26 protein-coding genes and 3 tRNA genes are annotated in these 22941 nt (G+C 70.3%); 28 read left to right on the top strand and 1 reads right to left on the bottom strand.

Translation table 11 applies throughout. The features are described from left to right. The first annotated feature begins 710 nt into the window (after positions 1-710). The 11 genes from ABZ793_RS22020 to ABZ793_RS22070 all read left to right on the top strand — a co-directional run bounded on the left by ABZ793_RS22020 (position 711) and on the right by ABZ793_RS22070 (position 9596). Positions 711-1106, top strand: a complete 396-nt coding sequence (locus tag ABZ793_RS22020; RefSeq protein WP_357460189.1) for a transcriptional regulator — start codon at positions 711-713, stop codon at positions 1104-1106. A 302-nt stretch (positions 1107-1408) separates the two neighbouring features. Beyond that, positions 1409-2998 carry an FtsK/SpoIIIE domain-containing protein gene (locus ABZ793_RS22025; RefSeq protein WP_357460296.1) on the top strand — a complete coding sequence of 530 codons (1590 nt, stop codon included), beginning with the start codon at positions 1409-1411 and terminating at the stop codon, positions 2996-2998. Continuing rightward, entirely contained in the window at positions 2995-3255 is a 261-nt protein-coding gene (locus ABZ793_RS22030) for a hypothetical protein (RefSeq protein WP_357460191.1), read from the top strand. The genes ABZ793_RS22025 and ABZ793_RS22030 overlap by 4 nt, the downstream gene beginning before the upstream one ends. Before the next feature lie 4 nt (positions 3256-3259). Further along, positions 3260-3448: a hypothetical protein gene (locus ABZ793_RS22035; RefSeq protein ID WP_357460193.1), complete on the top strand. Its 189-nt coding sequence runs from the start codon at positions 3260-3262 to the stop codon at positions 3446-3448. Continuing rightward, the gene (locus ABZ793_RS22040) at positions 3445-4020 is read left to right on the top strand and encodes a DUF2637 domain-containing protein (RefSeq protein WP_357460196.1); all 576 of its coding nucleotides are present in this window, start codon (positions 3445-3447) and stop codon (positions 4018-4020) included. The genes ABZ793_RS22035 and ABZ793_RS22040 overlap by 4 nt, the downstream gene beginning before the upstream one ends. After that, positions 4017-5792, top strand: a complete 1776-nt coding sequence (locus ABZ793_RS22045) for a replication initiator (protein WP_357460198.1) — start codon at positions 4017-4019, stop codon at positions 5790-5792. The genes ABZ793_RS22040 and ABZ793_RS22045 overlap by 4 nt, the downstream gene beginning before the upstream one ends. Continuing rightward, the gene (locus tag ABZ793_RS22050; RefSeq protein ID WP_018784531.1) at positions 5789-5974 is read left to right on the top strand and encodes a helix-turn-helix domain-containing protein; all 186 of its coding nucleotides are present in this window, start codon (positions 5789-5791) and stop codon (positions 5972-5974) included. The genes ABZ793_RS22045 and ABZ793_RS22050 overlap by 4 nt, the downstream gene beginning before the upstream one ends. Then, positions 5971-7407, top strand: coding sequence for a tyrosine-type recombinase/integrase (locus ABZ793_RS22055; protein WP_357460200.1), 1437 nt, complete (start codon positions 5971-5973; stop codon positions 7405-7407). Before ABZ793_RS22050 ends, ABZ793_RS22055 begins: the two co-directional genes overlap by 4 nt. A 26-nt stretch (positions 7408-7433) precedes the next feature. After that, positions 7434-8039, top strand: a complete 606-nt coding sequence (locus ABZ793_RS22060) for a GNAT family N-acetyltransferase (protein WP_357460203.1) — start codon at positions 7434-7436, stop codon at positions 8037-8039. 443 nt (positions 8040-8482) lie between these two features. Then, positions 8483-8824, top strand: a complete 342-nt coding sequence (locus ABZ793_RS22065) for a hypothetical protein (protein ID WP_357460205.1) — start codon at positions 8483-8485, stop codon at positions 8822-8824. Between the two features lie 262 nt (positions 8825-9086). Beyond that, positions 9087-9596 carry a hypothetical protein gene (locus ABZ793_RS22070; RefSeq protein ID WP_357460207.1) on the top strand — a complete coding sequence of 170 codons (510 nt, stop codon included), beginning with the start codon at positions 9087-9089 and terminating at the stop codon, positions 9594-9596. 122 nt (positions 9597-9718) lie between these two features. On the opposite strand, the gene ABZ793_RS22075 is transcribed toward ABZ793_RS22070, so the two are convergent. Next, positions 9719-10027 (bottom strand): hypothetical protein, encoded by a 309-nt coding sequence (locus ABZ793_RS22075; RefSeq protein WP_357460209.1) that lies wholly within the window; start codon positions 10025-10027, stop codon positions 9719-9721. Between the two features lie 616 nt (positions 10028-10643). Between ABZ793_RS22075 and ABZ793_RS22080 the strand changes: the two genes are divergently transcribed. The 17 genes from ABZ793_RS22080 to rplL all read left to right on the top strand — a co-directional run bounded on the left by ABZ793_RS22080 (position 10644) and on the right by rplL (position 22602). Beyond that, the gene (locus ABZ793_RS22080) at positions 10644-11825 is read left to right on the top strand and encodes a low temperature requirement protein A (RefSeq protein ID WP_357460211.1); all 1182 of its coding nucleotides are present in this window, start codon (positions 10644-10646) and stop codon (positions 11823-11825) included. 626 nt (positions 11826-12451) lie between these two features. After that, a complete protein-coding gene (locus tag ABZ793_RS22085; protein WP_350711563.1) occupies positions 12452-12592 on the top strand; it encodes a hypothetical protein in 141 nt (46 codons plus the stop codon). A gap of 51 nt (positions 12593-12643) precedes the next feature. Further along, entirely contained in the window at positions 12644-15172 is a 2529-nt protein-coding gene (locus ABZ793_RS22090) for a bifunctional diguanylate cyclase/phosphodiesterase (protein ID WP_357460213.1), read from the top strand. 96 nt (positions 15173-15268) lie between these two features. Beyond that, a tRNA-Thr gene (locus ABZ793_RS22095) sits at positions 15269-15341 on the top strand. 25 nt (positions 15342-15366) lie between these two features. Next, positions 15367-15439, top strand: a tRNA-Met gene (locus ABZ793_RS22100). A gap of 132 nt (positions 15440-15571) precedes the next feature. Further along, the gene (gene rpmG, locus ABZ793_RS22105; protein ID WP_013288652.1) at positions 15572-15739 is read left to right on the top strand and encodes a 50S ribosomal protein L33; all 168 of its coding nucleotides are present in this window, start codon (positions 15572-15574) and stop codon (positions 15737-15739) included. Between the two features lie 125 nt (positions 15740-15864). After that, entirely contained in the window at positions 15865-16311 is a 447-nt protein-coding gene (locus ABZ793_RS22110; RefSeq protein ID WP_357460215.1) for a MaoC family dehydratase N-terminal domain-containing protein, read from the top strand. A 1-nt stretch (position 16312) separates the two neighbouring features. Continuing rightward, on the top strand, positions 16313-16705 hold the full coding sequence (locus tag ABZ793_RS22115) for a MaoC family dehydratase (RefSeq protein WP_350681617.1): 393 nt from the start codon (positions 16313-16315) through the stop codon (positions 16703-16705). Positions 16706-16830: 125 nt separating this feature from the next. Continuing rightward, positions 16831-16903: transfer RNA gene (locus ABZ793_RS22120), tRNA-Trp, on the top strand. Positions 16904-17115: 212 nt separating this feature from the next. Continuing rightward, positions 17116-17508 carry a preprotein translocase subunit SecE gene (gene secE / locus ABZ793_RS22125; protein ID WP_357460218.1) on the top strand — a complete coding sequence of 131 codons (393 nt, stop codon included), beginning with the start codon at positions 17116-17118 and terminating at the stop codon, positions 17506-17508. Positions 17509-17546: 38 nt separating this feature from the next. Further along, entirely contained in the window at positions 17547-18269 is a 723-nt protein-coding gene (nusG, locus tag ABZ793_RS22130) for a transcription termination/antitermination protein NusG (protein ID WP_357460220.1), read from the top strand. Positions 18270-18453: 184 nt separating this feature from the next. Beyond that, positions 18454-18885: a 50S ribosomal protein L11 gene (rplK, locus tag ABZ793_RS22135; RefSeq protein ID WP_350711556.1), complete on the top strand. Its 432-nt coding sequence runs from the start codon at positions 18454-18456 to the stop codon at positions 18883-18885. Between the two features lie 80 nt (positions 18886-18965). Then, positions 18966-19682 carry a 50S ribosomal protein L1 gene (rplA, locus tag ABZ793_RS22140; protein ID WP_357460223.1) on the top strand — a complete coding sequence of 239 codons (717 nt, stop codon included), beginning with the start codon at positions 18966-18968 and terminating at the stop codon, positions 19680-19682. Between the two features lie 80 nt (positions 19683-19762). Further along, entirely contained in the window at positions 19763-20596 is an 834-nt protein-coding gene (locus tag ABZ793_RS22145; protein ID WP_357460225.1) for an ATP-binding cassette domain-containing protein, read from the top strand. Then, positions 20593-21282, top strand: a complete 690-nt coding sequence (locus ABZ793_RS22150) for a hypothetical protein (RefSeq protein ID WP_357460228.1) — start codon at positions 20593-20595, stop codon at positions 21280-21282. The genes ABZ793_RS22145 and ABZ793_RS22150 overlap by 4 nt, the downstream gene beginning before the upstream one ends. 336 nt (positions 21283-21618) lie before the next feature. Then, a complete protein-coding gene (gene rplJ, locus ABZ793_RS22155) occupies positions 21619-22164 on the top strand; it encodes a 50S ribosomal protein L10 (RefSeq protein WP_091102532.1) in 546 nt (181 codons plus the stop codon). Positions 22165-22218: 54 nt separating this feature from the next. Further along, a complete protein-coding gene (gene rplL / locus ABZ793_RS22160; protein ID WP_357460231.1) occupies positions 22219-22602 on the top strand; it encodes a 50S ribosomal protein L7/L12 in 384 nt (127 codons plus the stop codon). Positions 22603-22941: the final 339 nt, after the last annotated feature.

Consider the following 22941-nt stretch of genomic DNA (forward strand, 5'->3'; position numbering starts at 1 on the left):
CGCCCGGCGCTGTCCGAAGACTTCGGACGACACCGCAGCTCAGAGCGTTGACTCATTCCAGCTCCGAACGGAGTCACTATTTCGACTTTATTGGCAGGAACTTCACCCTACCCGCCTCTCGCAGCTAATCGAGGGCTTTAGTCGGGCATAGCCCCGGACGCTATTGACACGCGGTTCGCTACCATTTTCCCAGCTTTACTCGACACCCACGAGTGACCCATTTTTCGACTCGCCTTTCTGAGGAAATATCAGAGACGCTGACTCGTGTGGCATACTCGTGTCGGCAGCTCTACAGCCGGCACGTCCCCCGTGACCTGCGGCGAAGCGGCTCCTCGGTTTGTTCAACGCGCTGGGCGAACCGACCACTCGACGGCCCCTCCGCTCACATCGGGGGGGCCGTCGCTTTAGGCCTGGACCGCATGCCAGACCGTCCGGGCCGGGCGCGCCTGGCCGGATTGACCCTTCGCGTAGTGCACTTGATGGGCACGTTCGACTACGCTAAGAGGGCAGGTCAGCCCTGTCCTGACACCCCGTCTGTCCACATTGGACGGACGTCTTTCAGTTCGATTTGAGCGGTACGCCACCACGCCTCGCCGGGCGCATTGCAGCGGCCCCAAGAGCCCCGCGCCCACTTGTTGACTTGTCTGCCAAGTTGCGTCTACCTTGGAGCCTCAACTTGGCAGACATGCCAACAACCTGGAGGTTGAGCGATGGCTCTGCGTGGCGGTACGAGGTTCGCCGTGCGTTGCGAGGACGTGTTCCCGGCGGGGTGCGCGCTGGTCCCCGAGTCCCTCGGCGAGGTCGAGGACTACGACGAGAAGACCGGCCGGCGTAGCCCGGCGAAGGACAAGTTGACCGGCCAGCGGGTGTGGCAGGTCCGCGTGATGGACCTGGACCCGGAGCTTGGCAAGCGCTCCCGTGAGACGACGGTGAAGATCTCGGCGGACTACCAGCCGGTGCCGCCGACGGGCACCCCGTTCGAGGCGGTCGAGTTCGAGGGCATGACGGTCACGCCGTACGTGAGCAACAACGGTCGGATGGCGTACTCGCTGCGGGCGACCGGGATGCGGGCCCCGGCGGGCGTGGCCAAGAAGGCGGCCGCGTAGCCGCATCGGGTGGGGGCGGGGCTGTCAGGTCTTGGCGGACGGCAGCCCCGCCCTCTGTCTCCTTCCCCCTGCTCTGTCGAGAGAGGTAGTGACGTGTCCAAGCGTAGGCGTTCGGCTGCCCCGGCTCAGCCTCGGTGCGGCGTCTGTCAGTCCCGGTTCGACCCGGCCGGCGGCGCGGCTGACCGCTGCCCGCTCTGCGTCGGGCAGCTCGTTCTTCCCTTTCCTCCGGTCCGGGACTCGTCGGGTCGGTTCGTGTCGCTGCGGGGTGCGCGATGATGCGCCGGCCGCGTGGCGAGGTGGTGATGACGACCGCCGGGGATCTCATGGTGATCCGGCCGAAACGGTTCGAGCTGCCGATGTGGGCGGTCGTGCTCGGCCTGGTGCTGCGCTGGCTCGCCCGGGGCTGCTGGTGGTGTCTGCGCCACCCGGTCACCGTGGGCCTGGCCGTGCTCGCCGTCGTCCTCTACGCCGATCACGGCTGGGCGGGCCTGGTCGTGCCGCTGGTCCTGGCGTCGGCGGTGTCGGCCGTGTGGCGGTGGCGCGATGAAGGGTCCTGGTGGCGGTGGTGCGCCGGGCCGCTGCTCGGCCGGTTCCGTCAGGTCTTCGTGTACCGGCGGGCGTGGCGTGAGGCCATGACCCTGTGCGGCCTCGCCGAGACGTACGACCATCGGGCGGTCCTGCCCGAGCTGCTGCGCGTGCGCTCGGATCAGGCCCTCGACGTGCTGACCATCCGCATGGTCCGCGGGCAGACCCCGGCCGACTTCCAGCAGGTCACGGCGAACCTCGCGTACGCCTTCGGCCGGCGGCACGCCCGGGTCTACTCCGAGCGGCCCGAGGATCCGCCGAACCGGACCGGCTATTGGGCGTTGCTGCTGGGGCTGGTGGACCGGGTGCGGTTTCGGGACCGGCCGACCGTGGTCTACCTGGTACTCGTCCGCACCGATGCCCTGCGGCCGGTCGTGGCACCGTTCGACGCCCCGGCCGTCCCGGACCTCACCGCTCTGCCGCTGGCCCGGCGGGAAGACCTGGGCACCTGGTCTCTGCACCTGCTCGCCACGCACGTCCTCATCGGCGGGGCGACTCGGTCCGGCAAGGGCTCGGTGCTCTGGTCGCTGGTCCGCTCGTTGGCCGGCGGCATCACCTCGGGCCTGGTCCGGCTCTGGGTGATCGACCCCAAGGGCGGGATGGAGTTCGCGATGGGTCGGCCTCTGTTCGCCCGGTTCGCCTGCAAGTCCTTCGAGGCCATGGCCGACCTCCTCGACGAGGCCGTGACGGTCATGCGGGAACGTCAGACCCGGCTCGCCGGAACGGTCCGGGTGCACACCCCGACCGAAGCTGACCCCCTGGTCGTGGTCGTCATCGACGAGATGGCGGCACTCACCGCGTACCTCCAGGACGCCGACCTGCGTAAGCGCATCGCCGGCTCGCTGGGCCTGCTGCTGTCCCAGGGGGCCGGGGTCGGCGTGCTGGTCGTGGCCGCGTTGCAGGACCCGCGCAAGGAGGTGCTGCCGTTCCGGGACCTGTTCCCGACCCGGATCGCGCTCGGCCTGACCGAAGCGGCACAGGTCGACCTCGTGTTGGGCGACGGTGCCCGCAACCGGGGCGCACTGGCCGACCAGATGCCCCGCTGGGCCAAGGGCGTCGGCTACGTGACCCTCGACGGCACCCCCGAACCCCTGCGCGTTCGGTTCTCGTACATCACCGACGACCACATCCGCGACCTCGCTCGGGAGTACCCGGCCCCGGCCGACGCGGCGGACATCCTCGCCCAGGTCGGCCGCGAGTCGACCCCCGAACCGGTCCGGCCGTCCCTGCCCCGGCCGCGTCGCGGGCCACTGCTGCCCGACGCGCTGCGCAACATCCTCGACGCCGACGGGGGTGAGCCGCGGTGACCGCCCCGACCGACAGCCGGCGCTTCTACCGGCTGCGCGCACCGAACCCGACCGGACCGACGGCGGTATCCGTCCGCGTCGACCCGGACCGGCCCGACCCGTACCCGCTCTATCTCGCCGTCGGTGGCGGCCGGCGCCGCATGTACCTCACCCCCGACGAGGCGTGGGCGCTGTGGCGCTGCCTCTCCGAAGCGGTCGCCTCCCTCGGCGAACCGCCCGACCACATCCGCACCCGCGTCACCCCGGCCCGGAGGTAACCCGATGTCCCTCAAGCGCTTCTTTCTCGGCACCCACCGCGTCAAGCCGCTGCACATCGAGCTGAACGACTCCCCGGACCGGCTCGCTGCCGCCCTGCACGGCCTGGCGCACATGGTCAACCGCCGCCGAGACCTCGACGGGCAGCGCATCAGCATCACCCTGACCGTCCGCAACCCCGGAGGTCGCCGATGATCCGCGCACGAGCCGAGTCCGGCGTACGCGTGCTGATCCTCCTCGCCATCGGCACCATGGCCGGCGCCGCCGCCTTCACTCACGTCCACGACCTGACCGTTGCCCACGGCCAGCCTGACTGGATCGGCTGGGCCAACGCCGTGGCGGTCGAACTGATGGCGATCTACCTCGGCTTGGAGATTCGCGCCCGCCGTCGCGTTGGCCGTCCCGTCGGTCTGGTCGGCGTGCTCCTGGTCGCCTTCGCGTTGCTGTCCCTCGCCGCCCAGGTGGCAGAGGCCGAACCGTCGGTGTGGGGCTGGATCGTGGCGGCGGTGCCGTCGCTGGCGTTCCTCGCCCTGGTGAAGGTCGTCCTTTCCAGCGCACCTGCCACCGTCCCGGCTGCCGAGCCGGACCAACCGCCGGTCGACTGGACCTACGAAGTCCCGGAGCAGGTTGTTACCGAGCCTGAACCGCAGCGACCGGCTGAGCCGATCGTGCCCGCCCCGGCGGTCCGCCCGGCCCCGTCGGCGGTGCTGCCTCCGCTCGGCGTCGTCCAGCCCAACCGGCCCCAGGTTGTCGGGATCATCCGATGACCGCTCCGACCCTGCCCGGTCTCGCCCCGGCTGCCCCGACCCCGGTTGCTCCTCGGCCGGGGTCGCGGGCGGCCCGCATGGCGCTGCCTCGCTCGGTCGACGTGCTCAAAGAGATCGCGGCTGAGTACGGCGTCTGCGTCCGTCCCCTCGCCATGCGCCGGACCGACCTGGACACCGGTCTCACGGAGGTCATCGACCTTCCTTGCGGGGCGACCCGTGAGGACAAGTGTGCGCCGTGCGCCAAGAAGAATCGCCGGCTGCGGCAGGCCCAGATCCGGGAGGGCTGGCACCGCGACGACGAGCCGCTACCCGGCCCGGAACCCGCGACTGAGGAACAGAAGGCGCTGATCCTGCTCCGGGCGCACTTCGAGTTCGCGCGGGACGAGGCATGCCGGGCCAGCCAGTACGACCAGGTCGCCGACCTCGACGAGGCGATTCGCGAGGTGGAAGAGGCCATCGCCGCTGAGGGCCTGCGCGGTCGTGTCGGGCCTCCTCACGGCAGCGTCGACGAGGACTCCGACGATGAGCCCGGCCGCCGGCGCAAGCGCTCCACCAGGCGGCGCCAGGATGCCCCCGACCTGCCCCGGCGAAAGGTCGAGCGGCGCACCGTCGGCAAGACCTACACCGCCCCCGACGGCTCCACCTATCGGCCGTCGATGTGGCTCACGCTCACCCTCGACTCGTACGGGCCGGTCCGCCCCGATGGCACCCCGGTCAGCCCTGACCGGTACGACTACCGGCGGGCCGCCTGGGACGCGGTGCACTTCCCCCGGCTGCTCGATCGGTTCTGGCAGAACCTCCGCCGCTGTGAGGGCTGGAACGTCCAGTACGCCGGCTGCGTCGAGCCCCAACGTCGACTCGCCCCCCACGCCCACTTCGCCATCCGGGGCACCATCCCCCGCGACGTGCTGCGCACCGTGGCGGCGGCTACCTATCACCAGGTGTGGTGGCCGGCGGTCGACGTCCAGCGGCACACCCTCGACCGGCTCCCCGTCTGGGACGAGCAGTCGGCGGCGTGGGTCGACCCCGACACCCGCGAGCCGCTGACCACATGGACGGAAGCGCTCGACGCCATCGACGACGACCCGGACGCCGAGCCCGCGCATGTCGTTCGCTTCGGCGCGCAGGTCGACGCCCGCGGCGTCATGCCCGGCACCGCCGACGCCGAGCGGACCATCCGGTACGTCACGAAGTACATCACCAAGCACACCGGTGACTGCCACAAGGCGACCACCGACCGGCAGCGCAAGCACCTCGACCGGCTCTGGCAGCAACTGCAACTCACCCCGTGCACCGACCGCTGCGCGAACTGGCTGCTCTACGGCGTCCAGCCAAAGAAGGCACACGCGAAGCTCAAGCCGGGCCGCTGCAAGGGCAAGGTCCACCAGCGCGACACCCTCGGCATCGGCGGCCGGCGCATCCTCATCTCCCGCGACTGGTCCGGCAAGACCCTCGCCGACCACAAGCACGACGCGCGGGCCTGGGTGCGTGCCCTGCTCGGAGCCACCACCGACAGCGGCGCGGCCGGCGAGACCGGGCAGCTCGTCGACGACCAGGGCGCCACCGTCGAACGGGCCCGGCACGCCTGGGAACTCGCCCGCCCCGACGACCCCGACGTCGGCCCGCTGGCCCATCGGCTCATGCGCTCGATCAGCGAACGCGCCCGCTGGCGCTCCGAACTGCTCGCCGCCAAGGACCGGGCCGCGCAGGAGTCCTCAGATCGTTCGGCAACTCAGCACAGCGCACAGCACTACGGGGAGGAAAGACAGTGAACGAGGAGTTGTTGACCGTGCCGGAAGTGCTCGCCGAGCTGCGCGTACCGCGCTCGACCTGGTTCTACTGGCGGCAGACCGGCAAGGGACCACGGGTGATCAAGCTCCCGAATGGGCAACTGCGGGTCCGCCGGTCGGCGCTCGGTCGGTGGCTCGGTGAGCTGGAGCAGGACGCCGCGTGAAGAGCTACGAGGTCCAGATCTGGGAGATTGGCAAGCGCGCTGACCGGAAGTCTCGGCCGTGGCGCGTCCGCTGGGCGGTGAGCGGCCAACGCTTCGAGGAGATGTTCCGTACCAAGGCGCTGGCGCATTCGTTCCGCGCCGAGCTGGTCCAGGCGGCCAACGCGGGGGAGCCCTTCGACCCGGCCACCGGCCGCCCGGTCTCCGAGGCCAGAACCAAGAACCCCACCACCTGGTACGCGCACAGCCGCGCGTACGTCGAGATGAAGTGGCCCCGGGCGGCGGCCAAGACCCGGCGGTCGATCGTCGAGGCGCTCACCTCGATCACGGTGACCCTGACCCGGCCGACGAAGCGGGGGCGACCGGATGACGCCCTGCTCCGTGAGGCGCTGTACCTCTACGGGCTCAACCCGCGCCGCTGGTCCGACGAAATCCCGGCCGACCACGCGGCGGCCCTGGCCTGGCTGGAAACCGCGTCCCTCCCAGTCGTCGAGCTGGACTCACCCGCGATGGTCCGCCGCGTCCTGGACAGCCTGTGCGTACGCCTCGACGGCAAGCCCGCGGCTGCCTCCACCGTCCAGCGCAAGCGGGCCACCTTCTACAACGCCCTTGGGTACGCCGTCGAGCTGGAGCTGATCGACTCCAACCCGGTCGACCGGGTGCAGTGGACGGCCCCCGATGTCGCGCAGTCCATCGACCGTCGGGTGGTGGCGAACCCTGCCCAGGTCGCCACGCTGCTGGAGGCGGTGAAATCTCTCGGCAAACGGGCCGACAAGGTGACGGCGTTCTTCGGCTGCCTCTACTACGCGGGCATGCGGCCCTCCGAAGCGGCGGACCTACGGCGGGAGGACTGCGACCTTCCCGGGCGTTGCCTCGCCTGCGGAACCGACTTCGACGACCTGGCGGCGGTCAAGCCTTCGGGATCGTGTGACCACGAGAAGATCGAGTATCGCTGGGGTCGCCTGGTGCTCGCCGGGACCGCCCCGCGCGCCGGGTCGCACTGGACCGATGACGGCGGCTCCCACGAGCGGCGCGGACTCAAGCACCGCGGCCGGCAGGAAACCCGGACGGTTCCCATCCCGCCCCGGCTCGTCGAGCTGCTGTGCGCGCACGTCGAAAGTCACGGCGTCGGCCCAAATGGTCGGTTCTTCCGGGGTCTGCACGGTGGGCCGCTCTCCGAGTCGGTCTACGACCGGTGGTGGAAGCTCGCCCGCGAGAAGGCGCTGACCGGATCGCAGGTCGCCTCGCCGCTCGTCCGCCGTCCCTACGACCTGCGTCACGCGGCGGCGTCGCTCTGGCTGAATGCCGGCGTTCCCCCGACCGAGGTCGCCCGGCGCCTGGGCCACGGCGTCGCCGTACTGCTCCGGGTCTATGCCAACTGCATCGACGGGGGAGACGACACCATGAATGACAAGATCGGCGACGCTCTCGGATGAGCGCGGGACAAGTGCAGAATGAGGCGATGACTAGTGAAGTGGGTTCGCCACTGGCAGTGACGGGCAGGCTCGTGCTGCGAGAGGTTCACTCGTCCGACATGGCTGTCATTGAACGGATGTGGCGTGACCCGGTGATGCGGCGTTACCTCGGTGGCCCGGTGTCTGATGAGGAAGTGGCCGAGCGGCGGAAATATGACCAGGCGGGCGGACTAATGGTGGCGACGCACTCCGGGGAGGTCGTCGGTAGGTGTCACCTTGGCCGGTACCGCACGGGTGATCTTGAGTTGTCGTACGTCTTCCTGCCGGAGTGGTGGGGGAGGGGGTACGCGCGGGAGGCATGTGCGGCGGCCATCGGGTTGGCCTTCGACCGGTTCCCGGACGACGTCCGTCTGATCGCTGTCACTCAGGAGGCGAACACCCGATCGGTCCGCCTCCTGGAAGCCCTGGGCATGGCGCGGGTCGACGCGTTCGAGGAGTTCGGCGCGCGTCAGGTGATGCACGCGATCGACCGCGCGGGGGCAATGTCCCGGGTGTGGGCAGATGGTGGGCGGGCTGGCGTCGCGCGGCCGGGTGGCGACGAGAAGCAGCAGGTCAGCGCGGTTGATTCAACCAAGATCGCCGACGCCCTGTAAATCCGTCGCGAAAGCTACAGAGGTTCGAATCCTCTACCCGCCACCAGGAGCACCAACGGCCCCTGACCAGCAGAGATGCTGATCGGGGGCCGTTGTCGTTTGTCTGGCCGAGTCCGGCTGCGTCCAGCCGTTGACGACTGGTTGTGGGCAGGTCGATCTTGCCCCTGAGGGCTCTCTGAGGCTGCGAACGCGGGCGCGGGTGGACGTGCACCGGCTGGCACGGGCCGTGCGGGTGGCGATTGGCTGAGGACCGCGTGGCTGAACGCTGGCGTTCCGCCGATCGAGGCCGCCCGGCGCCTGGGGCACGGTGTCGCCGTCCTGCTCCGGGTCTACGCCAATCGCATCGACGGGGAGACGACACCATGAACGACAGGATCGGCTCCGCGCTCGGATGACGCTCGTCTCGCTTCCGTCTGACGTCCGATCGGCGCATTCTGGCCCTTGTGAACATCTTCACCGTCCTCGCCGCCGTCTTCCTCTACCTGTGGCTTCCGTTGTCGATCGCTGCCGCCGTGATCGCAGTAGCGGTTTTGCTGGCTTGGTCTGCCGTCCGTTCGCCGAGGGACACGCAGTCGGAGCAGCTGCGGTCAGCAAGGCGGGCCACTGTGGCGGCGGGCCTGGCGGCCGCGCTCGCAGTAGTACGCCTGGCGACTGGGTTCTGGCGGGCGATAAGACGGGGTGTTGCCTCCCTGCCGGTGGCGCTGAGGTCACTGACGGTCGAGCCGCCGCCGGGAGGCGCCTTCAACGACTCCCGGGACGTGTGGCCGATGCCTCGGGACGACTAAGGAACCGCGGCCCCAGTGGACGTGGGCACATGGTGGGCGGTCGAGCCGCCACCAGGTGTAGGAAGAGGCCCTTGACCAGTGTGAACGCCGGTCAAGGGCCTCTTTCGTGAGTCTCGCTGAGTCCTGCTCTAGCCCGCTCGATCTCGCTGGCTGTGTCACCTACGTGGCACCGGGATCAGCACCCCTCGGCCTCGTGAACCGGGTGTCTGCTCCGGTTCGGCCCGGCCCTAGGCTTCGTCTCGCGGATCTTGCAAGCGGCAGCATGATCCGTACCACCGGCTACGTCAGGACCATCGACATGATTAGCGACATCATCCGGGCGCAGATTGTTAGGAACATCGATGCCGAGCGTGAGGACACCATCGAGGAACTGCGGGAGATTTTCAGCTACCCGTATCACGCCGATACCGGCGCGCTGATCTTCAGGCTGGAGGTCGACCGTGGAGCCTTCGGCATCAATCTCGTTGCCGCCGACCGCGACGGCGGCTATATCCGTGTCAACAGCCTCGGTGAATCGCTCTATGCAACCAGGTTCAACCGCTTCGGGTTCGGCTGGTCCGCCTTCGCGAACTGCGGCATCAACGTCGACGAGATCGGACGGCTGCAGCAGGCCGGCCGGTTCGCCACACGGCACCTGTACGAGTGGTTCACCGACCGCTTCGCCGAGGCAGGGGGCCTGGACTTCCCCATCGCCTGCGTCCTGATCAAGCACGAGGCGTCACGCGGGTGGCACCTCCAGCAGCGGACGTGGACCACGCGCTACAGCGCATGAGCGCGTTGCGATGCCTCCAACCAGGGGGTTGGGCTGGCGCGGCAGTCGAAAGCCCTGAGGCGCTCCCGCGCGGAGGATCAAGATCTTGGACCTGCATCAGCCGGCGGTTGCGATCAGCCTGTCTACTTCACCGTACGCATCGGCTGGCCGGTCAAGATGCTGTAGCCGACAGTAATCAAGATCATGGCGCCGCCAACTGCGAAAACTACGCCGATCACCCGTTCCAACAGGATGAAGCGCGCCAGGCGCTCCTCGTGCGGGACGTCTGGTAGCCAGCGCCATGGCGGAACTCGCCGCAGCACCCCCGCGGTGGACATCGACCGCCGCACGTGCCACTCCGTCACCCCGCGAAAGTTGGTGGCCAGGGCGACGCCTACGAGGCTCACAGCCGGGCCGATGATGACAGCCGCCAGGACACGCCATGTCTCCATCTGACCCCCTCCGGTGTGGTTACCGGATCCTAATTGGCGGCCCCGGTGTCGCCGCACCCCTGTTTGTCGGCGTTCATACTGTCAGAGGCTTTGGGCGCATCGTGGTCGGCGTCGCGGACCTGGGTCGTCGCGCCCTGCATCGAATTGCTGAGGCCTTTGGACTACTGCTACTGGCCCTACCGTGCTGAGGTCAGGCACTGGTTCTGCGAGCCAATGCCCCGGCCATCGGACCCATCACCTGCACCTGGTCCCGACCGGCCGGCAAGACCGACCTGATCGGGAGGCAGACCGAGGCGGCTCGGGCCGGGGCCGCAGCCAGAGACGCGATGAACGGCAAACCCCGACAGCACGACGTAACCACCCGGCCCCCGTCCCACTTCGTAGATCACCACGTCGTCCGGACCGAGCGTCAAGCACCAGGTGGGACCGGACCTGGCGTCTGGGAGCGAGCCCAAGGTTTCGTACGACATCCTGGCCGGGCCAGGAGCCGTTGCCGGTCACCGGTGTGCGGCTTCCCTCCGGGTGTACGACGTCCAACCCCCGGTGAGCCGGGTGGGCGGCGGTGAGTATGAGCGGTATGGGACATCCGGAAGGCGGTGGACAGGGTCAGGACCTGTTGCAACGTCGCGAGAACGTGCGGCAGGCCAACTTCCTGGAACTGTTCGTCGACCTGGTGTTGGTGTTCGCCCTGGCCGGGGTGGTCAGCCGCGTCACCCGGGACATCTTCAGCGAAGACGCTGTCGCCCGGTGGCGGTCGATGGCCTTCCTGCTGGTGCTGTCGCTGCCGCTGATCTGGTTGTGGATCACGACCGCGCACATCACCAGCTGGTTCGACCCCCGCCGCCGCAAGATCCAGTGGATTGTGCTGGCCAGTGCCTTCGGGCTGCTGGTCATGTCGACCTCGTTGCCGTACGCGTTCGTGGGCCGCGGGTGGGCGTTCGCGCTGCCGTACGTGATCCTGCAGTGCGGCCGGCCGCTCCTCCTGATGCCCGCGCTGCGCGGGCACCCCCTTCGGCAGCTCTACCTCCGGTCAGTGCTGTGGTACGCGGCCACGGCGGTGATCTGGCTCGCCGGCGCGGTCGTCACTGGCGGCACCCGGGCCACCCTGTGGGGGGTCGCCGTCACCATTGACATCGTCGCCGGGCAGCTGCGCTGGCCGGTGCCGGGGATGGCCCGGCCGGCGCAGGTCAGTGCGTGGGCCATGGACAGCCGCCACCACCTGCCCGAGCGCTACCAGCAGTTCCTGATGATCGCCCTCGGGGAGACCGTGCTCGCCGTCGGCATCACGCTGACCAACCAGCCGGTCACCGCGATGGCCGCCGCGGGGCTCGTGGTGGCGTTCCTGTCGACGGTGCTGTTGTGGCGCATCTACTTCTACCGCTCCGGCCAGATCCTCGCCGAAGCCGTCGCCGCGGCGGGGGACCGGTACGCCGCCGGCCGCGCCACCGGCACTGCCCACGTCGTCATGGTGCTCGGCATCGTCACCGCGGCCGTCGGCTTCGAGATCGTGCTGAAACACCCGGACGGCCGACCCGAGCCGGTGTGGCTCGTCGCGATCCTCGGTGGCCCGGCACTGTTCCTCTACGGCCGCATCCGTCTGGAACGCATCGTGTTCGACCGACTTTCCCTCCGCCGCGTCGTCGCCATCGCCGCCCTGGCGGTCGTCGCCGTCCCCCTGTATTTCGCCCCGCCGCTGGTCGCTGCGGTCGTGGCCGCGCTCGTGCTGCTCGCCGTCGCCCTCGCCGACGCCCGCCACGCCGCCGGCCGTCCCCCCGAGGCGCCCTCTCCGGCGCACTAGGTCGACCGACGTCATACGGCGGCCTTGCTCTGGCCGGATGCCGGCGTCCCGCCGGCGGAGGTTGCCCGGCGTCCGGGCCACGACGTCGCCGTGCCGCTTCGGGTCTACACCAACCGCGTCGGCGGGGAGACGTTGCGCATCCGGACGGCCGGCGAGGCCCGTGCGGCGCCGGACGGGAGGTACCCGCTCCCGCAGCCTCGTTTCGTGACCGGACTGTCCGGATCCGCCGCTCCGGTCGCATTGCCCTCCACCGATCGGACGCATGGTGTCTCGACACTGGTGCGATGGCGCAGACCGGGTATGGTGGTCGATGCCCGGGCGCGTGTCCGGATGGGTGGTGCGGCTTCCCGGGCGACTGATGGGTGGTAGCCGGCCGATCGGCCGGCCCCTGTCCGCCCGGTCGCCGAGCGGAATGCGTCGAAGGTCGTATTCGGCACTGTACGAAGTGGGTGGTGGCCGTCGCAGGCTCGTGATCTGGTCTGCTGCGACGAGAATCGTGGTCCGAACGGCGGAACGTCACCGACGCACGGGCCGCCAGCAGGCGCACGGCTTTTCTGGGTACCTGCCTTGTGGCACGATCGTGGAACCTCCACCATCCCCGTGACACTTCCCTGACAGGAGCAAACATGTCTGGTCGAAGGCTGGGCCGGCTGCTTGGCTCGTTTTTCGTACTCGCCGCTGTGGCTGGTGGCGTCTTCGTCGGTGACGCCTCGAACGTCGGCGACGCCCAGTTGTTGGATTTCGTCTGGAACATGCCCAAGCTCTGACGAAACACGACGTCGATGATGTGAGCCGGCGCGGCCGGTGAGGGGAGCGGCATGGCGGGTCGAGGCCGCACCGGTCCCCGCTCGACGGAGTACGCCTGGCTGATCACCGGGCCGTTGGCGATGCTCGCCGTCGTCTGCGCCACGGTCGTCGGCCTGGTCGCCCCGGAGCCGTTCGGCGAATGGCCACTGGCAGTGCTGCTGCTGGTGGCCATGGTGGCTGCCGGCATGCCGGTGCTGAACTTCACGGTCCGGCGGCAGTCCATCGGGATGACGCTCAACGAGATCCCGCTCGTCCTGGCGTTCTTCCTCGTCCGGCCGCTCACGGTCGTCGCGATCTACACACTCTCGGCGATCATCACCCACCTGCGGCACCCCTCCACCGCCACGAAGTTCTGGTTCAACGTGGCCCGGGCCGCCGCCGGCTCCTCGCTGGCCGTCCTGGTGCTCCAGGCGTTCCCACCGGTGCAGGGCGTGGGTCCGGCCACCTGGCTGACCCTGTTCGTCGCGGCGAGCATGGTGAACCTGGTGAGCCTCACCGCGATCGCCGGGGTGCACACGCTGCTTCAGGGCTGGCAGGCCGGGCGCGAGGTCTTCCGGAAGTCCCCGCCGGGACTGCTGGCCGCGGCGATCAACATCGCCTGCGGGATGATCGTCCTGATCCTCATCGCCGCCACCTGGTGGTCGTTGCTGCTGCTGGCGGTGCTGGTCGCCGCGCTGGCGCTCGTCTACCGGGCGTACGCCCAGTTCTTCCGGCAGCACCGCACGCTCGCCGACATGTACGAACTGAGCCGCGCGGTGAGCGAGAGCGGTCAGTACGGGACCCTGCCCGACGCCCTCCTCGGGCGGGTGCGGGCCCTGATGCAGGCCGAGTACGCCACCCTCTGGTTGCCCGCCCAGGGGCGGCACCCGGAGGTGCTGCTCACCGCGCGCAATGACGACCCGGGCCTGCTCGACTTCGCCAAGACGCCGGCCGCGCTGCGCGAACGCGCCCGCGACGAGGGCCGTACGGTGGCCGTCGGGCGGGGCCTGATGACCGACGCCGACCTGCGCCCGGCGCTGTCGGCGGAGCGCGTCAAGGACGTGATCGTCATCCCGTTGCGGTCCGGCCAGGCGGTCATCGGGACGCTGGAGGTCGCCAACCGCCTCGGTGACAGCAATCACTTCGTCCGCACCGACGTGCCCCTGTTCGAGACGGTGGCGGCGCACGCGGCGGTGGCGTTGGAGAATTCCCGGCTGGTCGACCGGCTGCGGCACGACGCTTACCACGACGCGTTGACCAAGCTGCCCAACCGGCGGCGGATCACCGGCGCCCTGGACGAGGCGGTCAAGATCCGGGCGCCCGGCGAGGTCGTGGCGCTGCTGCTGTTCGACGTCGACCGGCTGCGACAGGTCAACGAGTCCCTGGGGCACGCGGCCGGCGACAAGGTCCTCGCCGAGGTCGCCGACCGGCTGCGCGCCTGCGCCCCGTCGTCGGCCCTGGTCGGCCGGGCCGGCGGGGACGAGTTCCTGGTCACGCTGCGGCTGGAGAGCGCCGAGGCGGCGGTGGAGCTGGCCGCGCAGTTGCGCGAGCAGATCCGCGACGAGATGGTCTTCGACGCGCTCACCCTGGACGTGGACACGGCGGTCGGCGTCGCCGTACACCCCGATCACGGCAGTGACGCCGCCTCCCTGCTGCAACGGGTGGACCTGGCGGCGACGGCGGCCAAGTCCGTGCCGGGCAGCGTGCAGCTGTTCAGTCCGGCGCTGGAGTCCCGGTCGCTGCGGCGGCTGGGGCTCGCCGGCGACCTGCGGCGGGCGCTGGACGACGGCGAGCTGAAGGTCTACTTCCAGCCGAAGGTGACGCTGCGGGACCGCCGGCTGGTCGGCGTGGAGTGCCTGGCGCGGTGGGAGCATCCGGCCCACGGGTCGGTCGCCCCGGAGGACTTCGTCGCGGTGGCCGAGCACACCGGCCAGCTCGGCCGGTTCACCGAGTTCGTGCTCCGCGAGGGGCTGCGGCGCAGCCGGGACTGGTCGCACGCCGGCCAGCCGCTCTCCGTCGCGGTCAACCTCTCCGCCCGTACGCTCACCGACCAGCACTTCCCGGCCCGCGTGCAGGAGTTGCTCGACGAGTACGACGTACCGCCGCAACGGCTCACGCTGGAGATCAAGGAGGCCGGGGTGCTGGACGGCACCGACCGGCCCATCCCGACCCTGCGGCGGCTGCGGGACCTCGGCGTACGGCTGTCGGTGGACGACTTCGGCACGGGGGATTCGTCCCTGGCGCACCTGCGCCGGCTGCCCGTGCACGAGGTGAAGGTCGACCGCTCCTTCGTGCAGGGCATGGCGACGGACCCGGGCGACCTGGCGATCGTGAACGCCGTGGTCACCCTCTCCCAGCAGTTCGGCCTGGCCGTGGTCGCCGAGGGTGTGGAGAGCGAGCTGACCCTGGAGCTGCTCCAGGACATCGGCTGCGAGATCGGCCAGGGCTTCCTGTTCAGCCGGCCGCTGCCGTACGAGCGGCTGGAGGCATGGTTCGGCGCCCAGGTGGATCCGGAGACGATCTCCGCCGGGGAGCTGCCCCGGCTGCGCGTCGTGCCCTGAGCTGTGGAAACGCGGCTCTGGGGGATCCGATTTCATCTCCGCCGCACGGCCGTGTAATGTATCCCCTGCGCGTCACCCCCCGGGGAGATCGCGCAGGCCCCCTTAGCTCAGTCGGCAGAGCGTCTCCATGGTAAGGAGAAGGTCTACGGTTCGATTCCGTAAGGGGGCTCAGAGGGTCCGGCTGGACCCGCCACGGCGGTGTAGCTCAGATGGCAGAGCAAGCGGCTCATAATCGCTGTGTCGCCGGTTCAAGTCCGGCCACCGCTACTCTCGTTCACCGGGCTCACTCCCGGTGGCCGGTGGGATGGGCGCCACAGGCGCCCACTTTGCATGTCCGCGTGGTCAGCGCGTAGGCTGATGCGCCGTAGTTGTTATCCGTAGCGAGGAAGGCACTCCGCCGTGGCGAAGGCGACCGATGTCCGGCCGAAGATCACTTTGGCGTGTGTGGAGTGCAAGGAGCGCAACTACATCACGCGCAAGAACCGTCGTAACGACCCGGACCGCATCGAGCTGAAGAAGTTCTGCCCGCGGGACGGCAAGCACACGGTCCACCGCGAGACCCGCTGACCCACGGCCGGCTCCGCCGGCCCGGTCCCCGCACTTCCCGATCGCCGGTCCGTCAGGACGGCGCGGCTCCGGCCGCCGCCGCCCCGTACGGATCGGCGATCTTGTTTTGCGTGTAGGTTCGCGGCATGTCCCTGGACCCGTCCTTCGTCGGCCGGACGTACCCGCCGACCGCCCCCTACCAGGTGGGCCGAGAAAAGATCCGTGAGTTCGCGACGGCGATCGGCGCCGCCGACCCGGTCCACCACGACCCGGAGGCCGCCCGCGCGCTCGGCCACCCGGACGTGGTCGCCCCGCCGACCTTCCCCGTGGTGGTCAGCATGGCCGCCAGCCAGCAGATCATCGACGACCCGGCCCTCGGCGTGGACTACAGCCGGGTCGTCCACGGCGACCAGCGCTTCGCCTACACCCGTCCGGTGGTGGCGGGGGACGAGCTGGTCTGCGTCTGCGTCGTCGAGGACGTCAGCAGCCGCGGCGGGCACGACTTCCTGACCACCCGCACCGAGGTCGGCACGTCGGCCGGGGAGCCGGTGGTGACCGTCTGGTCGAAGCTCGTCGTACGCGGGGAGGGCTGAGATGGAGCTGCCAGCCAAGACGTTCCGGGTGACGCGCGCGGACCTGGTCCGCTACGCCGGCGCCTCGGGGGACTTCAACCCGATCCACTGGAGCGACCGGTTCGCCACCAAGGTGGGTCTGCCCGGCGTGATCGCCCACGGCATGTTCACCATGGCGCTGGTCGGCCGCGCGCTGACGGAGTGGGCCGGCAGGCCGGACGCGGTGGTCGACTACAACGTCCGCTTCACCCGGCCGGTGGTCGTCCCCGACGACGACGAGGGCACCGAGATCGAGGTCACGGCGGTCGTCCGGGAGGTCACCGAGGAGGGCCTGACCAGGCTCGACGTGACCGCGACCTGCCGGGGGGAGAAGGTGCTCTCGCAGGCCCGGGCGACCGTCCGGACGGCCCGCTGACCAGGCGCGCGACGCGCGATGGGCAGACCGGTTGGGAAAGTCGTGCGACTACCCGTACACTGGTCCGCCGTGGGGCAAGTGACCCTGCACGGTCCTCTGACCGGGCGGGGTGAGCGTTGCCGCACAGGGGTGTAGCTCAATTGGCAGAGCAGCGGTCTCCAAAACCGCAGGCTGCAGGTTCAAGTCCTGTCACCCCTGCGCCTCAGGCCTGACCGTTCCCGTGGGTCGCGCCGCCGTAGGGCGGCGTCCGGCCCGTGGTGGTGGCATCGGCGGGGTGGTTCCGAGGCATTCGGGTCCGTCCGGCCGGTCCACCGGCCGCGGCCCGTCGCGGGACGGTTGGTCCGGCCGGCGTGACCAAGCGCTGCGCACGCCCACCGCGTGCGACCCGACATCCCGCGACGGAGGGCGAAGTGGCCGACAAGAAGCGGCGCGGCGAGGACGCCGGCGACGACCGTCTGCACGACGAGGTCGTCGACGACGTGGCCGACGACGACGCCACCGACGCCGAGGAACCGGTCTCCCGGGGCGGCACCGCGACGCGGTCGCGGGCGAAGGCCGAGTCGGCCGACAGCCGGCCCAAGACCAAGACGGACACCGATCGCGTCGGTCTGTTCGGTCGCATCGCCCGATTCATCCGCGAGGTCGTGGCCGAGCTGCGTAAGGTCATCTGGCCGACCCGCAAGGAGCTGCTGACCTACACGGCCGTGGTGGTCGCCTTCGTCGCGGTGATGCTGACGATCGTGGCCGGCCTGGACTTCGCCTTCGCGAAGGGCGTGCTGTGGGTCTTCGGCAACCCCAGCTGACCGGCCGACTAAGCCGATAGTGACGGAAGTGAGCGAGCGTGCCTGAGTACGACGAGACCGCCGAGACCACGGACGAGCAGTCCACGGTGGCGACGGCGGCTGGTGACGAGTCGGTCGAGGCCGCCAGCGAGCCGGAGTTCCCCACCACCGAGCCCGCCCCGGACGAGGACTACGACCCGGTCGCCGAGCTGCGGCAGAAGCTGCGTTACGCGCCGGGCGACTGGTACGTGGTGCACTCGTACGCCGGCTACGAGAACAAGGTCAAGACCAACCTCGAGACCCGGATCACGAGCCTCGACATGGAGGACTACATCTACCAGGTCGAGGTGCCGACCCGGGAAGAGGTCGAGGTCAAGAACGGGAAGCGGTCGCAGGTGCAGGCCAAGGTCTTCCCGGGCTACATCCTGGTCCGGATGGAGTTGACCGCGGAGTCCTACTCCTGCGTGCGCAACACGCCGGGCGTGACCGGCTTCGTGGGCGCGACGGACCGGGCCGACCGCCCGGCCCCGCTCTCCCTCGACGAGGTGCTGAAGTGGCTGGCGCCGGCCGTCGAGACCGAGCAGAAGAAGGCCAAGCCCGAGATCAAGGTCCTCGACTTCGAGGTCGGCGACTCGGTCACCGTCACCGACGGTGCCTTCGCCTCGCTGCCGGCGACGATCAGCGAGATCAACGCCGACCAGCAGAAGCTCAAGGTGCTCGTGTCGATCTTCGGCCGCGAGACGCCGGTGGAGCTTAACTTCAACCAGGTCGCCAAGATCTGAGGTCCCGGTCGCCGGCGGTGGGCAGCAGCCCGCCGTCGGCGTACTCGTTCCACCCGCCCGTGCGACCTCGGCGGGAGGGGCGGCGGGACGCTGCGCTACCCTAGAACGTCGCCGCTGTCGCATCGCGCTGACCGTGCGCGCCCGCGGCCGGCACCTTTCCCAGTTTCAAGCCCCAGGAAGAGACATGCCTCCGAAGAAGAAGCTCGTCAAGACTTTCACGCTTCAGCTGCCGGCGGGCCAGGCCACCCCGGCGCCGCCGGTCGGCCCCGCGCTCGGCCAGCACGGCGTGAACATCATGGAGTTCTGCAAGTCCTACAACGCGCAGACCGAGTCCCAGCGGGGCGACATCGTCCCCGCCGAGATCAGCGTCTACGAGGACCGCAGCTTCACGTTCGTGCTGAAGACCCCGCCCGCCGCCCGGCTGCTGATCAAGGCCGCCGGCGTGCAGAAGGGCTCGGGCGTCCCGCACAAGGAGAAGGTCGGCTCGGTCACCCGCGCCCAGGTACGCGAGATCGCCGAGAAGAAGATGGCTGACCTCAACGCCAACGACGTCGACCAGGCTGAGAAGATCATCGCCGGCACCGCCCGGTCGATGGGCCTCAACGTCACCGACTGACCCCGGTCACCGCCAGATCCAGTTCGTGGGAGGGCGCGCGGACGCCGCGGCCCGCCATAGACCACAGGAGTTACCAGAACATGCAGCGCAGCAAGAGCTACCGCAAGGCCGCCGAGGTCGTCGACCGGTCCAAGCTCTACACCCCCGCCGAGGCCGTGAAGCTGGCCAAGGAGACCACCAACGTCAAGTTCGACGCCACGGTCGAGGTCGCGATGCGCCTCGGCGTCGACCCCCGCAAGGCGGACCAGATGGTCCGTGGCACGGTCAACCTGCCGCACGGCACCGGTAAGACCGCCCGCGTGATCGTCTTCGCCGCCGGCGCGAAGGCCGAGGAGGCCGCCGCCGCCGGTGCGGACGAGGTGGGCACCGACGAGCTGGTCGCCCGGATCCAGGGTGGTTGGCTCGACTTCGACGCGGCGATCGCCACGCCGGACCAGATGGCCAAGATCGGCCGGATCGCGCGGATCCTGGGCCCGCGCGGTCTCATGCCGAACCCGAAGACCGGCACGGTGACCATGGACGTCACCAAGGCCGTCTCGGACATCAAGGGCGGCAAGATCACCTTCCGGGTGGACAAGCACTCCAACCTGCACCTGATCATCGGCAAGGCCTCGTTCTCCGAGGCCCAGCTGATCGACAACTACGCGGCGGTCCTCGACGAGGTCCTGCGGGCCAAGCCGTCCGCCGCGAAGGGCAAGTACCTCAAGAAGGTCACCCTCACCACCACCATGGGCCCGGGCGTCCCGGTCGACCCGAACCTGGTGAAGAACCTGCAGGAGGCCCCGGCCGAGGGCTGAGCACCCGCAGCACCCGTGACGGGGCGTCGCCACATCGTGGCGGCGCCCCGTTCCCTTTCCGCTGTGGCATGCTCGGCCGGGTGCGACTGGAGAACGTCTGGCTGCGGTACCGGCGGCGCGGGCCGTGGGTGCTGCGGGAGACGGATGTGCGGGTCGGTTCCGGTGAGGTCGTGGTCGTGCTCGGCCGCAACGGCGTGGGCAAGTCGACCTTGCTCCAGGTGGCGGCCGGGGTGCTGCGGCCGAGCCGGGGGCGCGTGATCGACCGCCCCCGACACGTCGGGTGGGTCCCGGAGCGTTTCCCGGCCGACCAGCCCTTCACCGTCGAGCGCTACCTGACCGCCATGGGTCGGGTCGCCGGCCTCGATCCGGCGGCGACGGGCCGGGCGGTCGACCACTGGACCGACCGGCTGGGCCTGGCCCGGTTCCGCCGAATCCGGCTGCCGGAGCTGTCCAAGGGCACCGCCCAGAAGGTCGGCCTGGCCCAGGCGATGCTGCGTACCCCCGGCCTGCTGGTGCTCGACGAGCCGTGGGAGGGCCTCGACGCCGCCACCCGGGAGCTGGTGCCCGCGGTGATCGCCGAGGTGTTGGCAACGGGCGGGTCGGTGCTGGTCAGCGACCACCGCGGCGAGATCGCCCGACTGCCCGGCGCCCGCCGCTGGACGGTGGCCGACGGCACGGTCACCGAGGGCGCGCCGCCGGCCGACGCGGCGATGGCGGTGGTCGAGGTCGCGGTGCCGGCCGCGCGGGTCGCCGGCACCGTCGCCCGGTTGCGCGCCGAGGGCCATCACGTCCTGCGCGTACGCCCCGGGGCGCCGACCCCCTCAGGCACGCCGGACGGGGTCGCGATCGCCGAGGGGGCGGCGGAGGCCGGCGTGGCGGAGCCGACCGGTCCGGCCACCGGGGGAGCGGGGTGACCGCCCTGCTCCGGCTGCGGCTGGCCGGCTTCCTACGGACGGGGCGGGCGTTGGCGCCGCTGCTCGCGGGCCTGGTGGCCCTCGGCGTCCTCTACGGCGGCGGCCGGGCCCAGCCGGGAGAGGCGTACGGCGTCTCGGCGGTGGTGCTCTTCCCGGTGCTGGCCTGGCAGACCAAGGTGCTGCTGGACGTGGAGCCCGACGTGCAGCGCCGGTTGGCCCAGGCGCTGGTCGGGGTGCGCTGGGAGCGGCTGGCCGGCCTGCTCGCCGCCGGCGTGGCCGGGCTCGGCACGGTGGTCGTCGCGCTGGTCTTCCCCTGGCTGGTCGGCGGAGTCGCCGGCCCCGTGGGGCCGGACGACCGCTCGGTGCCCCTCGGCCTCGCCGTCGGCCTGTGGGCGCACCTGCTGGCCGTACCCGCGGCGGTGGCGCTCGGGGCGCTGGCCAGCCGCGCCTGCGCGGGCAGCGCCGGCTACGGCGTCGCCGTGCTCGCGCTCGGCGGGGTCGGCGCGGTCGCCCTCGGCCTGACCGGCTCGGTGGCGCCGTGGCTGGCGCCGCCGGTGATGGCGACCGCGCGGGCCGCCGCCGGCGCCCTGGCCGCGTCGACCGTGGCGCTGCTGACCGGCTGGGCCGTGGCGTGGAGCGCGGCCGCCGGGGCAGCCTACCTGTGGCGGCGTCGCACCCGGCCCTGACCGGGGCCCGCTCCCGGTGCAAGAGGGGGTGACGCGGTGCACCCGGGGGCGATTTGGTGGTCAGGGCACTCTTCGCGTAACCTTGGCGCGAAGTTCCACCCAGAGACCGCTGGTCACCGTGCCCCGGCACGGTCGAAGGTCCCGCGACGACGGGCGACCCGCGCAGGGCGGTAAGCGAAAATCGGTGCTGAGCACGGTCCGCCGACTGTGCCCGTGTCCCGGCCCTCGCCCCGTGCGCCCTGCGCCGGGGCTTTCTCGTTCTCGTGATGCCTCCGCTCCCGTCGAACGCTCCGGCCGACGACGGTGACCAGCCTCGAGCAACGAGAGAGGAGGGACATGGCGGACAAGCCGATCCGGGCCGACAAGGCCACGGCCGTCGCTGAGCTGACCGAGAGCTTCCGCAACGCGGGTGCCACGGTGCTGACCGAGTACCGCGGTCTGACGGTTTCCCAGCTCACCCAGCTGCGGCGCTCGCTCGGTAAGGAGACCAGCTACACGGTCGCGAAGAACACGCTCGCGAAGCGTGCCGCGTCCGACGCTGGCATCTCCGGTCTCGACGAGATGTTCACCGGTCCTACCGCGCTGACTTTCGTTTCGGGCGACGTCGTCGAGGCGGCGAAGGGCCTTCGCGACTTCGCGAAGGCCAACCCGAAGCTCGTCATCAAGGGCGGTGTCTTCGAGGGCAAGGCCATTTCCGCGGCCGAGGTCACGAAGCTCGCCGACCTGGAGTCCCGTGAGGTGCTGCTGGCCAAGCTGGCCGGCGCGATGAAGGGCAACCTGAGCAAGGCCGCGGCCCTGTTCCAGGCCCCGCTCTCCAAGGCCGCCCGTGCGGCGGCCGCCCTGGCGGACAAGCGCGAGAAGGAGGGCGCCGAGGCGGCCTGAGGCCCCGCGGCGCACCCAGTTCTTACCTAACAGATTCAGGAAAGGACGCCAGACATGGCGAAGCTCAGCACCGACGAGCTGCTCGACGCGTTCAAGGAGATGACGCTGATCGAGCTCTCCGAGTTCGTGAAGCAGTTCGAGGAGACCTTCGAGGTCACCGCCGCGGCTCCGGTCGCCGTCGCCGGCCCGACCGGCCCGACCACGGCCGCTCCGGTCGAGGAGGAGAAGGACGAGTTCGACGTCATCCTCGAGGCTGACGGCGGCAAGAAGATCCAGGTCATCAAGGTCGTGCGCGAGCTGACCGGCCTGGGCCTCAAGGAGGCCAAGGACCTGGTCGAGGCCGCTCCGAAGGCCGTCCTGGAGAAGGCCAACAAGGAGACCGCCGAGAAGGCCAAGGCCAAGCTCGAGGGTGAGGGCGCCAAGGTCACCCTCAAGTGACCTGAGGTCGACCAGGCGCGCGTCCGGCTCACGTGAGCCGGGGCACACCGCGTCACGGCGGGCGGTGATCCGACAGTGGATCGCCGCCCGCTGTCTTGGTGGCCGGGTCGCAGCGCGGTGAGCAGGGCGTCCACGCCTGGCGTCGCCGCGTACGCGGTGTGTGGCGGTAGCCCCTGGGTGGGAAAGACGGGGCGACCCGGATGCCGGCCCTTGACGCGGCCCCGGGCTGACAGGCACGCTGACACCAGCAAGACCTTCCGCGCTTGCAACGGCCACCACTTGGGTAATGGCAGCGGCAGCACCATCGGCCGCGACACCCGAGCGGCCCGGCAGGAACGT

Source organism: Micromonospora sp. NPDC047465 (assembly GCF_040643125.1).
Taxonomy (GTDB): Bacteria; Actinomycetota; Actinomycetes; order Mycobacteriales; family Micromonosporaceae; genus Micromonospora.